Here is a 14,141-nt window from a genome sequence, read left to right on the forward strand (position 1 = left end):
ACGCTTTGGCTCAAAACTTAGGTGTTCTATAATCGAACATTAGATTCGCATATCGCACACTAACTATAAGTGAACTGTGAACGTCGACACAAGCCGAGATTACGCACATCTCACCTTTGCCTAAGTCACTGGCTCAAAATCTACGCCGATAAAGCATTTCTGGATACACCCTTTCCGACCCTCGCCCTGGTGTACCACCGTCCGTGAAGTGCCTTCGCCGCCCTCAGCGGACTTCGGTAACGATCCCGCCCGGTGCAACAAGCAGGCGCCGCACTTGGCAGGACTCGAAGAGTTTTTGCTGCCAACGCCGATCGTGTGTCACCGTGATGACGGTTCCGGCATAGTCGGCAAGGGCTTCTTCCACGCTTTCCACGAGTTCTGGAGACAGATGGTTCGTCGGTTCATCGAGCAATAGCAGCTCAGCCCCGCTAGACAGGGCGACCGCCAATTCCAACCGGCGCTGTTGACCCACCGAAAGGCTTTGCGGATGGCGTGAGAAATCCTGCGGCTCGAAAAGCCCCAAGTGCGCCAGCTTTACCCATGCTTGCGGTACATACTCGTCAATTGCCAAGGCAAAAGCTTCAACGACGCTTTGCCCGGGCAGAGCGCATAACTCCTGCCGCAACCATTGCACGCTCAAATGCGATGCGCGCGCCACGAGTCCATGGTCTATTGGAAGTTCACCGGCTAGCACTCGCAATAGTGCTGATTTACCCGCCGCGTTGGGCCCTGAGACCAGCCACCGCTCCCCCGTCCTGATGATGAACTTTTCTGCGTTTACCGCCGGCGCCTTACTGCGTGACGCACCATCAACTAGGATCAGCTCTTCGCGGGTCCCACCGTTTTGCTCGGCTGCCTCGGGCAAGGCGAAGTGCAGCTCCTTGGCCGGTTCCACGACAGGTGCTGCAGTTAACTCGTTGATACGCGACTTGGCCTGGCGTGTTTTGCTCGTCGAACCATGAGTACGGCTGCGCTGTCGAAAGGAACCGTGCCCAAATCCTGCCTTTTCGCGCTTTCGCGGTACAGCTGACACCCGAGACGCATTTTTGAGCACCAGCTTGCGAGCCCGTTCAAGTTCCTGGCTCCACTGCTCATGTTCGGCAATCAGCCGCTCGCGTTCTCGTTTTTTCTCACTTAAATATCCTAGGTAGCCATCACCGTAGTGCTGTAGCTTTCCCTGATGCACCTGCACGATTTCGTGGGCGAACCTGCGTAGAAACACCCGGTCATGGCTGACGACCACCAGCGCACCGCGATGGGCATGCAAGCTCTGCTCCAGCCATTCCAAGGCGGTATCATCCAAATCATTGGTCGGTTCGTCCAGGAGCAACAGCTGCGCCTCTGCGCACAGCACCGCGGCCAAGGTCAACCGAGACCGTTGGCCGCCAGAAAGGGTCGCCACTGGAGCGTTGCGATCAACTTCGCCGAGGCCAAGCTGTTCCAATGCACGGTTTAGCCGCTGATCCAGCGAGTAGCCTTGGCGTGCTTCATAGAGCTCTGTCACTTGCGACAGCTGAACTAGAAGTCGTGCGGCCTCGTCCTCAGGTGAACGTTCCAAACGTCGGCCAATGGCGGCGAGGAGACGTTCAAGGTCGCGGAAGGTGCGGTGATAGCCGTCGATGGCCTGCTGGACGGTGGCACCGGATGCGAACTGTGGATGTTGGCTAGCCATGGCGATACCGCCGGGCACGTGAACGCGTCTTCGCCCGGATGTCGGCGCCAATGTACCGGAAAGCAGCCGCAGCAACGTTGATTTGCCGGCCCCGTTGTCGCCAAGTATGGCAAGTCTTTGGTGTGCGGCCACATGCAGCTCAATCTCCTGCAGCACATCGCGATCGCCGAAGCTGTGGCTGACCTGTTCGAGCGAACATTGGAAGCTTTCGAAGCCGTCGATGGGACGCGGCGGATTTTCTGGATGTTCGGGTTCGCGGGACATGGGGATATCCTCCCTCGCGGACCGAAGCCAAAGGGGGCTATCGGCTACACGGATAGTCGTCGGCTAAGAGCCAAAATGGACCGGGCTCACGAAATAATCCCGGGAATGTCCCGGTATTCGTGCGAAGGATACACCGCGGAGTGTGACTCAACGCGGTGTTCCGGTCTATAAAAACAACGTTCCCATGCATTCCACAGTACGCGTGGACTTCACGGCTGCCAAGGCCGCTACCGATTAAACATCGGTAGCGACCTTGGCCGACACGTCAGAGATCGATCTGTCCCGAGATGGCTACGTGCGTTGCGCCGCCGACCCAAAGCTGGCCGTCGGAGACCGAAATTTCAAGGTGACCGCGTCGATTCATCGCAGTTCCCTGGCGCACCGCGTACGGCGCCTGGGCACGATCGGTATCCAGCATCCACGCTGCGACGGCCGCGTTGAAACTTCCCGTCACCGGATCTTCGCGCATATCGAAACCGTCTTCGGTGAAGAAGGTGCGCACCTCAAAATCTTCCCCTGTCGGGCTCTCTCCCGGCGCTAGGGCACCGATGGCTCCGATGTTCCAATCACCTGGGTGGCCAGCGGCGTTGGGGTTCAGGCTCAGAACCGTTGCCGCATCGGAAAGCTGCAGGCCTACCCACCCCGGGCCGTTGTCCACCCATTGTGCGGCGAGCACGCTTTCGGCGGCGACACCCAAGATCTCGATGACCTGTGCCAGATAGCCTGGCTCGACCTCCCCGGTGCGAGTGGCGGGAGGAGAAACGAAACTGAGCAGGTCATCCTCGATGCGAATCGGCACGAGACCCGCCTCGCATTCGGCAATAATCATTCCCGCCTGGCGCGGGACTCCGCCCTGATCCAACCATGCCCGGGCGGTACCCAAGGTGGGGTGGCCGGCAAAGGGAAGCTCCGTGCTCAGGCTAAAAATTCGGAACCGGTAGTCGGCCTGCCGCGAGGATGGCGGGTAGACAAAGGTGCACTCCGACAAATTCGACCACACCGAATAATCGCGCAGGTCATCGTCGCTCAGTCCCACCGCGTCCAGCACGACGCCTACCGGGTTGCCCTTATAGTGTTGTACGCCAAAGACATCGACCTGTCGGAAACTACGCAGCATGAGTTGGGACCTTTCACCCGGGTATAAAAAATACTAGCGAAAGCCGCGCTCACTTGCGTTTCGACATGCCAAAACCCCGGCGAAAACGTATTTTCGCCGGGGTTTTTCAGCTGGTCGGGCTAACAGGATTTGAACCTGCGACCTCCTGACCCCCAGTCAGGCGCGCTACCAAGCTGCGCCATAGCCCGATGCTCTCGCAGCCGTTATCCCCGCGCCTTTCGGCTCGGGGTGCCGTCTACGAAAAGCTCCTCAATCACCCTACCTCATATGCGGGGTAATTTTCGAACCGTTACCGGGTGCGGCTGCGACGCTCTCGGATACGCATCGAAACTTCGAGCGGAGTGCCTTCGAAACCGAAGGTCTCGCGCAGGCGACGGGCGATGAAGCGGCGGTATCCCGGATCCAGGAATCCGGAGGTGAACAGCACGAACTTCGGCGGACGGGCCGAGGCCTGGGTGCCGAAGAGGATCCGCGGCTGCTTGCCACCGCGCACCGGGTGCGGGTGCGCCGCAACCAGCTCGCCGAGGAACGCGTTGAGCTTGCCGGTCGGAACACGCTTATCCCAGGATTCCAGCGCGGTATGCAACGCCGGAACCATCTTGTCCTTGTGCCAGCCGGTCAGCGCGGACATGTTCATGCGCGGCGCCCACTCGATGTGGGCCAGGTCGCGCTCGATCTCCTGCTCCAGGTAGTAGCGGCGATCCTCGTCCACCTCATCCCACTTGTTGAACACAAGCACCAGCGCGCGGCCGGCGTCGACGGCCAACTGGATGATGCGCACGTCCTGCTCGGAAACGGTTTCGTTCGCGGCCAATAGCACCACCGCAACTTCCGCCTTTTCCAGGGCAGTCTGGGTGCGCAGCGAGGCGTAGTAGTCCGAGCCTTGCGCCATATGCTGGCGGCGGCGGATACCTGCGGTATCCACGAAGCGCCAGACTTCGCCGCCGAGTTCGATGAGCTCATCAACCGGGTCGCGGGTGGTGCCGGCGTAATCGTCGACGACGACACGCTCGGAGCCTGCGAGCTTGTTCAGCAGCGAGCTCTTGCCCACGTTGGGGCGGCCGATCAGCGCGATACGGCGCGGACCGCCCGAAGGGATCACTCCACCGTGGGCGGAGTGCTTGGGCAGCTTCTCCATGACCGCGTCCAGCAGGTCCGCGGTGCCGCGGCCGTGCAGAGCGGAGACCGGCCATGGCTGGCCGAAGCCGAGGCCCCACAGCGTGGCGGCTTCGGCTTCCTGGTTGAAATCGTCGACCTTGTTGGCGACCAGGAAGACCGGCTTGCGCTTCTTGCGCAGCATCTTCACCACTGCCTCGTCGGTCGCGGTGGCACCCACATGGGAGTCGACAACGAAGAGGATCGCGTCGGCCACATCGGCGGCGATTTCGGCCTGGTCGGCAACGGAGGCGTGGATGCCCTTGGCATCGTGCTCCCAACCACCGGTGTCAACCACGCTGAACGGGCGGCCCAGCCACTCGGCCGAGTAGGAAACACGGTCACGGGTGACCCCCGGTACGTCTTCCACGACCGCTTCGCGGCGGCCGAGGATGCGGTTGACCAAGGTCGACTTGCCTACGTTGGGGCGTCCGATGATGGCCAGGACCGGTGGGATGACAACGTCTGAATCGTCTTCGGAGTCATCGTCCAGGCCCGAAAGCAGGGCGGAGTCCTCCGCGTCCAGGTCATAGTCTTCGAGGCCGGAGAGCAGGGCGCGGGTACGGATTTCCGCGTCTTCCTCGCTCAGTTCGGCTAGGCGCTCGGCGATATCGTCGTCTACGACCGGGGTGTACTCCCCGTCGTGGGAGGTGTTGTGCTCGCTCATGATTTTCCCTTCAAGGCGATAGGTCCGACCCGTTGTTTCGGGCGGGACGTGAATCTTCATCGGCTCTCGCCGAGGATGGGCGCCGATTATGGCTTAGTTGGTACTACTTTTTCGCAGCCGTGGCGATTGCGTCAAGCACGGCTGCGACGGTCTGCTCAAAATCCAGGTCCGAAGAGTCCACGGTGATGACTCCGTCGGCGGCCTGGGTGAAGTTCACTACCGTCGAATCTTTTTTGTCCCGTTCCAGCACCTGGGCTTGGAGCTGGTTCGCGTCTTGGGTTCCGCCGAGCTGGATTCCGCGGCGGCGCAGGCGCGCTTCCTCGGAAGCGGTCAGCAGGATGCGGGCTTCCGCGTCCGGGGCGACGACGGTGGTGATATCGCGTCCCTCGGCGACGATGCGCGTGTTGGCGGCGATGATTTCGCGCTGCCGGCGCACCAGCTCGGCGCGGGCCTCCAGATTGGTGGCCACCGCCGAAACCTGCTCCGAGATGCGCGGTTCACGAATCGCGTCCGTCACCACGGTATCCCCGATGACCACCTGCTCGCGGTCCGGGTCCACCGAAATCTCCAGCGTCGCCGCGCGCACCGCCTGGGCGATCGCGTCCGCGTCGCTCAGATCGGTTCCCGCTTCGAGCACCGAATAGGTGATCGCCCGGTACATTGCACCGGTATCGAGATAGGCCGCGCCCAGTGCGCGGGCCACGGCCTTGGAGACCGAGGACTTGCCCGAACCGCTGGGTCCGTCGATGGCAACGACAAGGTTCGTCGGGTTAGCTGCGTGCGTCACTGGGCTACTTTCCATCCGTTGTTCGTCAATACGTTTATCAGTTCATCGCGCCGGCCAGGGAGCACCGACACGTCCACCAGGCCAACCTGGTGTCCGGCGGAGTGCTCCATGCGCAGGTCCTCCAGGTTGATCCCCGCTGCCCCGATGTCTGCCATCAGCGCGGCGATCTGCCCCGGCTTGTCATCCACCACGACGGTGACAAGCGCGAAGGCCTGCGGCGGCGCACCGTGCTTGCCCGGAATCCGCGCCTGCCCGGCGTTGCCCTCGCTCATCAGCTGCGACAGATCCAGCAGCGCCCCAGGGCCCTGCGGGTTGTGCAGCGTGTTGATCAGCCGGTCCAGGTCTTCCTTCATCCCCGAGAGGATCGGGATCAGCGCGGTGGCGTTATGCGCGAAAATCTGGATCCACAACTTCTCATCGCTGGCCGCGATGCGGGTCATGTCGCGCAGTCCGTTGCCTGCCAGGCCCAGCTGGTGGGCCTCGGCGTTGAGCAGCCGCGAGGCGATCATCGAGCTGGCTGCCTGCGGGAAGTGGCTGGTCAGCGCGACCGACTCGTCGTGGGTCCGGACATCCATGCGATGCAGGGTCGCCCCCAGATCGATGGCCAGCGCCTCGGCGGTCTTCACGCTGGCCGCGGTAGCCTGCGCATGCGCGCAGATGACCCACGGCATCGAAGTGAACAGCGCCCCGCGCGCGGCGGCCGGACCGGATTTCTCCCGTCCTGCCATCGGGTGGGTTCCCACATAGCGGGCGAGTTCGGCCTCACCCAGCCGCTGGTCGGCGCATACGGCGTCGAGGATCGAGCCCTTCACGCTGGCGATGTCCACCACCGTCGCGTTCGGGTAGGCCAGCAATGCATCGGCCACCAGCGCGGCGGTGACATCCGGCGGAGCGCCGATGACCACCAGCTCCGGGGCGATGCGCGTCTGCGCATCCAGCGGCTGGCCGGCGCCGATGTCCTGGGCCACGCCCGCCGCGGTCGGCGAGATGTCCTGCAGGTAGACCGCCACGCCCTTGGCGCGCAGTCCTAGGCCCACCGATGTGCCCAGCAGTCCGGTGCCGATCACCAGCACCGGGCCGGCAAGGTGAGAGGTGGGCATGGGCTACATCCCCACCATGGCCATCAGGTGTCCGATTTCCTGGTTGCCCAGTGGCCGGATGGTTCCCTGCTTCTGGTCGCCCAGCTGGACCGGTCCGATGCCCACGCGCACCAGGCGCTCTACCGGGTGGCCCACCGCGTCGAACATGCGGCGCACGATGCGGTTGCGGCCCGAGTGCAGGGTCACCTCCACCATCACGGACTTCGGCGTGGTGTCAATCACTTTAAGATCATCAACCTTGATCCAGCCATCTTCCAAGCGGATGCCTTCGCGCAGGGCATTGCTCGCGGCGCGCGAAATCGGGCCGGGAATCTGCACCAGGTAGGTCTTCGGGACCTCGTACTTCGGGTGCTGCAGGCGGTTTGCCAGTTCCCCGTCGTTGGTCAGGATCAGCAGGCCTTCGGTCTTGTAGTCCAGGCGCCCGACGTGGAAGAGGCGCAGCGACTCGTGCTCGTGGCGGAAGTAGTCCGCGATGGTGCGACGGCCTTCTGGGTCATCCATGGTGCACATCACGTGCTTGGGCTTGTTGAACACGAAGTACTTGTTCGACTGGTTCAGCTGCAGACGCATGCCATCGACGTGGATCGAGTCCTTTTTCGGGTCCACGCGGGCACCGAGTTCGACGACCAGCGAGCCGTTGACCTCGACCCGGCCCTCGGTGATCATCTGTTCGCAGACGCGGCGCGAAGCGACCCCGGCGTTGGCCATGGCCTTCTGCAGACGGATCCCATCCTGGTTTTCGACGCGGTTGGCCTGGTTTTCGACCCGTGCCTGGGCGCGAGCGCGCTGGGTAGGACGAGCGTAGCTGGACTGCACCGAGTTGCCGAAGCGCTCCTTGCCGAAGGCGCGCTCGGAGTTCTTCCCAAAGGCCGCCGAGCTCGACTTATCGCGGCTTTCGCCCGGCTTGCCGGACCTGGTCCCCGGCTTGGAGCCGTAAGGCTTTGCACCGGACGCGTTCTTCGCACCATAGGACTTGTTGCCCTCGGAGCGGTTGCCGTACGACTTCTCGCCGGAAGAACGACCGCCCTCAGAGCGACCACCCTCGGAACGATTGCCATAGGACTTGTTGCCCTCGGAGCGGTTGCCGTACGACTTCTCGCCGTAGGAACGACCGCCCTCAGAGCGACCACCCTCGGAACGATTGCCATAGGACTTGTTGTCATCGGAGCGGTTGCCGTACGACTTCTCGCCGTAGGACTTGTTGCCGGCGGACTTGCCGCCGAAGCTCTTGGGGCCACGCGGATTGCGCGGTGCCGAGGAACCCTTGTTCATGGTTCGTACTTCCCTTGTCTGTTACGTATCGCGGGCGCACCGCTCAGCCAAGCGGGACGCATCTGGTGTCCGGTCGGCATCCGTTATATTCGCGGATGCCTAATCGTCGTAGGTTGCCGAATCGAGCGATTCAAGGTCGGCTACTCCGGGAAGATACGGGGAGAGCGCCGGAAGTTCCTCCAGCGTGCCCAGTCCCAGTCGTTCCAAGAAGTACTCGGTAGTTTGGTACAGCGTCGCTCCGCCGTCGCCTATTTCCGGGTACTCCGTGATCAATCCCCGAGTCAGCAGTGTGCGCACCACCGAATCGACGTTAACACCTCGAATCGCCGAAATACGTCCACGCGAGACCGGCTGTCGGTAAGCGATGACAGCCAGGGTTTCTAGGGCGGCCTGCGAAAGGCGTGCTGTTTGCCCGTCGAGCACATAACTGGAGACGAAATCGGCGTAATCGGTCCGCGTATAAAAGCGCCAGCCAGAGGCGACACGGCGTAGTTCAAATCCACGCGGACGATCTTTACCATCATACTCGGTCGCCAGCTCTTCCAAGGTGGTGGCAATCCGGGCTACCGGCAGCTCGAAGATTTCGGCCAAACGTGCCGTTGATACGGGCGAATCGGCGACCATCAGCACCGCTTCGAGCCCCGATTTGAGCCCTCCGGGGAGCTCGTCGATGGGTGCAATCTCACTCATGATCTGGCTCACCAGCACTCCCCTCGTAGCTATCCTGCACCGCTTGGACGTCGAAGTCCTGCTCGCCGGCCAACGAAATCTCCAGCCGGCCCAGCGGATCCTGTTGCGCGAATACGATGACCTTCTGCCTGAACATCTCCAACAATGCCAGAAAACGCACCACCACGACCAACTGTTCGCTGGTGTCTGCGATCAGCGCCGCAAAATCCAAGGTGCCGCGCTCGGTGAGCATCGCGGTGATCGCCTCCGCCTCGGCGCCGATGGTGACATTCGCCCCGTGCAGGTGCGAAAGCCCTACCTCGGTCACCGGCTCTGGCTTCGGGACCAGAGCCGCGGCGGCGAGCTGCGCGAATTTCTCCGGGCCGATGTTGAAGATCAGCTCCGGCAGCAGGGCGGCGAATTGCGGCTCCAGCGACACCTCGCGCGGCCGGCGCGCCGATTCCTCGTGGTAGCGCTGCCCGAGGAATTCTGCGGCGTGCTTAAACGCCTTGTACTGCAGCAGCCGGGCGAAGAGCAGATCCCTTGCTTCGAGCAGCTCGAAGTCTTCCTCGTCGGCCATTTCGCCGCGCGGCAGCAGCCGGGCCGCCTTGAGATCGAGCAGCGTGGAGGCGACCACCAGGAATTCGGTGGTCTCATCGAGCAGCTTCAGCCCGTCCCCGGCGCCCTGCAGTTCCTTGAGATAGGCGATGAATTCGTCGGTGACCTCGGCCAGCGCCACCTCGGTGATGTCCATTTCGCGCTGCGTGATCAGGTGCAGCAGCACGTCGAAGGGGCCGTTGAAATTTTCCAGTGCAAGCCGAAAACCGCCAGCCGTCTCATCCGTGGCGGATGGGTCGGTGGCGGTTTTTTCGGTGGCCTGCGCGCTCATTAAGGGGCGCCACCACGGTAGATCAGTTCCTTCGCGAGATTCCGGTACGCCACGGCGCCCGGGTGATTGCCCGCATAGGTGGTAATCGGTTCGGCGGCGACATTGGCATCGGCGAATTTGATGGTGCGCTTGATGACCGTCTCGAAGAGCTTGTCCCCGAAGGCTTCCTCCAGGCGGGACATGACCTCGCGGCTGTGCAGGGTGCGGGCGTCGTACATGGTGGCCACCACGCCGTCGACCTCGAGCACCTGATTCAGCCGGTCCTTGACCTTGTCGATGGTTTCCATCAGCAGTGCCACCGCGCGCAGCGCGAAGAATTCTGCGGTCAACGGGATGATCACTCCGTGCGCCGCGGTCAACGCGTTGACGGTCAGCAGCCCCAGGGAGGGCTGGCAGTCGATGAGCACCACGTCGTAGTCGTCGATCACGTTGCGCAGCGCACGTTCCAACGCCTGCTCGCGAGCGACCTCGTTGACCAGCTGCACCTCGGCGGCGGAGAGATCGATATTGGCCGGCAGCAGATCGATATTCTCCACCTCGGTGCTGCGGATCGCATCGGTGATATCGGTTTTGCGGTCCATCAGCACGTTGTAGACGGTCATGTCCAGCTCGTGGGGGTTCATCCCGAAGCCCGCGGAGAGCGCACCCTGCGGATCGAAGTCCACCAGCAGCACCTTGCGACCGTATTCGGCGAGCGCGGCGGCCAAGTTGATGGTGGAGGTGGTTTTACCCACGCCACCCTTCTGGTTGACCATCGCGATCACCCGCGCCGGGCCGTGCGATGGAAGTTCTTGCGGGGTCGGGAATTCGGTTAGCGGTTTACCGGTAGGACCGAGCGGGCGGGGCTCCTTGAGCATTCCCGTGCCGCGCTGTTTGCTTCCCTGCTGTTCGCTCACGATGGGTGAACCACACTTCCCGTTCGGATCGGACGATGTACTTGGTTAAAGGTTAACGGTTCGGTTCAAAAATTCTCGGGTTTGCGGTTCTCATACGGCGAGCCTTTACCTTGAACCTTAACTCAAATGTTGTATGGGAGCTGGAAGCCTCTCGGAGTATCGGCTGAAGACGACGACGCGGGCATTTCGCCACCCATGCACCGGCCGGCAGGGCGATGAGCTCAGTGTTCAAGCCGGTGGTCTTCGCAATCAAGGCTCGACGATGGTTGCATCGTGATTCTTTCACCAAATAATTGCCCGTCAACCCATCGGCTCCCCGAACTCCGCATCAGAACATCCGCCGTCTGGCGTTGTTATCGATAAACTGCTTCGGGAAACTTCATCTATGGATGTCGCGCACCCATCGCCACCTGGCCATATGAATCATCTGGAGGAATCATGAGCACACCACAGCAGCTAACCGTGAAACAGCTTGAGCGCGCATTGTCCTCGGTCGCGGAACTCATCAAAGGGACTGATGCCGGAGAGCTCTCCGCGCCCACCCCGTGTACCGATTGGACGGTGCGCGAGTTGATCGCGCACCTGGTCGGCATGAACCTCGTCTTTACCGCCCTCATGACCGAGCAGTCACCGCCACAGCGCACGACCGACGTCCTGGGCGATGATCCGCTCGCCGCTTACCTCGATTCATCCACCCGGCTACTCGCCGCCTTCGATCGCCCCGGAGCCCTTGAACGCAGTTATCAGAGCCCCATGGGTTCGGCCACCGGACAGGAGCGGTTGCAGATACGCATGTACGATCTGCTCGCGCACGGCTGGGACCTTGCCCAAGCCACCGGCCAGCGACTCGAGCCACTAGAGGACTTGGCCGAACAAGCTTTGCAGTTCGTTCGGCGCCAGCTCGCAGATCAGCCCCGAACCGGGCGCTTCGATCCGGTGCAGGCCATCGCAGATGATGCGCCGGCGATCGAAAGGCTCGTAGCATTCCTTGGCCGTCGCGTCGAAGAAAATCCAACCCCGTAGTTTGAAAACCTCCCGGCTCAAAAGGCTTGCAGCAGTTCAGCTCCCGTGTTCGACTGGAACACCACGGTGCATAATCCAGCAACGAAGGACAGAGCCATGATCAAAGGAATACTTGCCAATTGCACGGTCACCGATCTTGCACGTGCCGAAGAGTGGTACACCGTCTTATTCGGTCGCGAACCGGATCACCGGCCCATGCCTGGCTTGCTGGAATGGCACCTTGGCGTAGGTTACGGGGTGCAGGTTTGGTCCGAACCTGACCGTGCTGGCAACTCGACCATCGTGCTCGATGAGTCCGACCTCGATGCGGAAGCCGCTCGCCTGCTTGAGACCGGACTCGCGCATCAGGGTCCGCAATTGGGCGGGGGCGCGCATATCCTGCAGTTGGAGGATCCCGACGGAAATCGCGTAGTTCTCGCCGGGGCCCTGGTCATTCCGCTGCCCTGAATGCCGCGGCAGAACGGCCAATTGGCCCAGGCTCGCTGCCCAACTCAGCACAGGTCGGGAGAATCGCGAGAACATCAGCGCACAGTGGAACGATGTTTTATTTCAAGGCTCAACTACTTCAAAGTAATGTCTGCGCTTGTAACACTGAAGGAATGAGAAAATCACTCGCACCCATCGCACTTGCGCTGACCGTAATGCTCGTCGGATGCTCCAGTGCCCCTGCAGCTACCGATAAATCCGCCGAGACAACCGAGGCGCAAGTCATACAAGAAGCGAAACCGGCTGACCTGACCGGGGAATGGAAACAGGTTAACTCCCAAAGTGATGACGCCTTCCAAAGCGCCACCGTTAGCGATGACATGATCAGCATCGATTGGGTGACCAATAACGGCGATACCAAGTCCGTGTATTGGGTCGGCACCTTCGAAGCTCCTGCAAAAGCCGCGGAGTCGTACGTCTGGACTTCGAAACGGGATGAAGCAGCTACCGATAGCGCATTGTTGGCTTCGACTTCGGACACTAAAGAATTCACTTTCAGCGACGAACAGATCAGTTACGAAGCGGGCATGATGGGCACCACTACTACGGTTCGCCTTGCCAAGGACTAATTCAGGGCACTGAGCCCAAGCTCGGTTCGCGATGGGTGCCGGCTGATCATAGATAGACGTCAGCGGCCCAACGCTGGCGGTTGCCTTGGGCGGTCTGTGCCGATGCGCCAGCTCCAATGCCCGGTAGTTCGACGTGGTTTCATGCCAGAAACTAAAAATTCCGCGGTTCCATTTAGAGGAACCACGGAATTTTTGGGTTATGCGTCTATCGAGACTAGTGGGCGTCTGGATTCATTGAGAGCTCATCGAACGGACGGTCGCCGGCAAGCACGGCGCGGGCCTGCCCCATGTCCAGTTCCTTGGTCCACTTGCCGATCAGCAAGGTGGCCACCGCATTACCGGTGAAGTTCGTCAGCGCGCGAGCCTCGGACATGAACTTGTCGATACCCACGATCACGCCCATGCCACCGAGCAGTTCCGGACGGTGCGCCTGCAGTCCGGCGGCCAATGTGGCCAGACCCGCACCGGTCACGCCGGCCGCGCCCTTGGAAGCGATAATCATGAACAGCAACAGGCCGATCTGCTGGCCGAGGTTCATCGGCATATCCATGGCGGTGGAGACGAACAGCGCTGACATGGTCAGGTAGATCGCGGTGCCATCGAGGTTGAAGGAGTAGCCGGTTGGCACGGTGATGCCCACTACCGGCTTCGAGACACCGACGTGCTCCATCTTGGCGATCAAGCGCGGCAGCGCCGACTCGGAGGACGAGGTGGAGAAGATCAGCAGGTATTCGCGGGCCAGGTACTTCAGCAGCGAGAAGATGTTCAGGCCGGTGACCAGGCGCAGAATAGTTCCAAGGATTACCACGATGAACACCGCACAGGTCAGGTAGAACGCGCCCATCAGGATGGCCATCGAGCCGATGGCGGCCCAGCCGGTGGCGCCGACCACGGCGGCGATCGCGCCGAAGGCACCCAGTGGAGCAACCCACATGATCATCATCATGATGCGGAAGACGACCTGCTGAATGCTCTTGATGGCGTTCAGCACCGGCTCGCCCGACTTTCCCATGGACTGCAGCGCGAAGCCGACGATGAGCGCCAGGACCAGGGTCGGCAGCACCGGCAGATCACCGGGGATCAGTTCCAGCAGGAAGGCGACGGTCGGGTTTTCGGCGTCTCCGCCACCGGCCTCGTAGGGCTTGAGCTCCAGGCCTTCGCCGGGGTGGATCAGGTTGCCCACCAGCAGGCCCAGGGCCAGCGCGAAGGTCGACATGGTCATGAAGTACAGCAGCGCCAGGCCGCCGACCTTGCCCACGGTAGCTGCTTTGGCGATCGAGCCGATGCCTAGGACAATGGTGCAGAAGATGACCGGTGCGATGATCATCTTGATCAGCGCAACGAAGCCCGTTCCCAGTGGCTTCAGTGCCTTGCCGAGGTCCGGTGCGATCAGCCCGATGGCTGCGCCGAGCACCACGGCGGCGATCACCATGATGTAGAGCCAGTGGGTGCGGTCCTTTTTCTTGACCGGTGCCTGCGACGCAGGGTCCTGCGGAACTTGTTCTGTGACAGCCATGGAGATTCCAGCCTTAATATGCCGAGGGGCCAGCTCAACGTCATCATCGGGCTGGCGCG

Annotated in this window: 13 protein-coding genes and 1 tRNA gene; 3 read left to right on the plus strand and 11 right to left on the minus strand. The window is 61.8% G+C overall.

Going from position 1 to position 14,141, the window contains the following annotated elements; translation table 11 throughout:
* Window positions 1–223 precede the first annotated feature (223 nt).
* The 10 genes from CQ017_RS14820 to CQ017_RS14865 all read right to left on the minus strand — a co-directional run bounded on the left by CQ017_RS14820 (window position 224) and on the right by CQ017_RS14865 (window position 10,449).
* A complete protein-coding gene (locus CQ017_RS14820; RefSeq protein ID WP_105554324.1) occupies window positions 224–1,936 on the minus strand; it encodes an ABC-F family ATP-binding cassette domain-containing protein in 1,713 nt (570 codons plus the stop codon).
* A 265-nt stretch (window positions 1,937–2,201) separates the two neighbouring features.
* On the minus strand, window positions 2,202–3,053 hold the full coding sequence (locus CQ017_RS14825) for a PhzF family phenazine biosynthesis protein (RefSeq protein WP_105554325.1): 852 nt from the start codon (window positions 3,051–3,053) through the stop codon (window positions 2,202–2,204).
* A 111-nt stretch (window positions 3,054–3,164) separates the two neighbouring features.
* Window positions 3,165–3,241: transfer RNA gene (locus tag CQ017_RS14830), tRNA-Pro, on the minus strand.
* Between the two features lie 101 nt (window positions 3,242–3,342).
* Window positions 3,343–4,875 carry a ribosome biogenesis GTPase Der gene (gene der / locus CQ017_RS14835; RefSeq protein WP_105554326.1) on the minus strand — a complete coding sequence of 511 codons (1,533 nt, stop codon included), beginning with the start codon at window positions 4,873–4,875 and terminating at the stop codon, window positions 3,343–3,345.
* A gap of 103 nt (window positions 4,876–4,978) precedes the next feature.
* The gene (cmk, locus tag CQ017_RS14840) at window positions 4,979–5,677 is read right to left on the minus strand and encodes a (d)CMP kinase (RefSeq protein ID WP_105554327.1); all 699 of its coding nucleotides are present in this window, start codon (window positions 5,675–5,677) and stop codon (window positions 4,979–4,981) included.
* Window positions 5,659–6,762 (minus strand): prephenate dehydrogenase, encoded by a 1,104-nt coding sequence (locus CQ017_RS14845; protein ID WP_105554328.1) that lies wholly within the window; start codon window positions 6,760–6,762, stop codon window positions 5,659–5,661. The genes cmk and CQ017_RS14845 overlap by 19 nt, the downstream gene beginning before the upstream one ends.
* Before the next feature lie 3 nt (window positions 6,763–6,765).
* Complete coding sequence (locus tag CQ017_RS14850; protein ID WP_105554329.1) at window positions 6,766–8,034, minus strand: pseudouridine synthase; 1,269 nt, start codon at window positions 8,032–8,034, stop codon at window positions 6,766–6,768.
* A gap of 99 nt (window positions 8,035–8,133) precedes the next feature.
* Window positions 8,134–8,724, minus strand: a complete 591-nt coding sequence (gene scpB, locus CQ017_RS14855; protein WP_096284271.1) for an SMC-Scp complex subunit ScpB — start codon at window positions 8,722–8,724, stop codon at window positions 8,134–8,136.
* Complete coding sequence (locus CQ017_RS14860) at window positions 8,717–9,592, minus strand: ScpA family protein (protein WP_105554330.1); 876 nt, start codon at window positions 9,590–9,592, stop codon at window positions 8,717–8,719. The genes scpB and CQ017_RS14860 overlap by 8 nt, the downstream gene beginning before the upstream one ends.
* Window positions 9,592–10,449: a ParA family protein gene (locus CQ017_RS14865; protein WP_176484102.1), complete on the minus strand. Its 858-nt coding sequence runs from the start codon at window positions 10,447–10,449 to the stop codon at window positions 9,592–9,594. Before CQ017_RS14865 ends, CQ017_RS14860 begins: the two co-directional genes overlap by 1 nt.
* 477 nt (window positions 10,450–10,926) lie before the next feature.
* Between CQ017_RS14865 and CQ017_RS14870 the strand changes: the two genes are divergently transcribed.
* The 3 genes from CQ017_RS14870 to CQ017_RS14880 all read left to right on the plus strand — a co-directional run bounded on the left by CQ017_RS14870 (window position 10,927) and on the right by CQ017_RS14880 (window position 12,566).
* The gene (locus CQ017_RS14870) at window positions 10,927–11,511 is read left to right on the plus strand and encodes a TIGR03086 family metal-binding protein (RefSeq protein WP_105554331.1); all 585 of its coding nucleotides are present in this window, start codon (window positions 10,927–10,929) and stop codon (window positions 11,509–11,511) included.
* A 96-nt stretch (window positions 11,512–11,607) separates the two neighbouring features.
* Complete coding sequence (locus CQ017_RS14875; protein WP_105554332.1) at window positions 11,608–11,958, plus strand: VOC family protein; 351 nt, start codon at window positions 11,608–11,610, stop codon at window positions 11,956–11,958.
* Between the two features lie 92 nt (window positions 11,959–12,050).
* The gene (locus tag CQ017_RS14880) at window positions 12,051–12,566 is read left to right on the plus strand and encodes a hypothetical protein (protein ID WP_219843952.1); all 516 of its coding nucleotides are present in this window, start codon (window positions 12,051–12,053) and stop codon (window positions 12,564–12,566) included.
* Window positions 12,567–12,780: 214 nt separating this feature from the next.
* Here CQ017_RS14880 and CQ017_RS14885 read toward each other — a convergent pair whose 3' ends face one another.
* The gene (locus CQ017_RS14885; protein WP_105554334.1) at window positions 12,781–14,082 is read right to left on the minus strand and encodes a cation:dicarboxylate symporter family transporter; all 1,302 of its coding nucleotides are present in this window, start codon (window positions 14,080–14,082) and stop codon (window positions 12,781–12,783) included.
* Between the last annotated feature and the right edge of the window lie 59 nt (window positions 14,083–14,141).

Origin of the sequence: Arthrobacter sp. MYb224, from assembly GCF_002975455.1 — a bacterium.
GTDB lineage: Bacteria > Actinomycetota > Actinomycetes > Actinomycetales > Micrococcaceae > Glutamicibacter.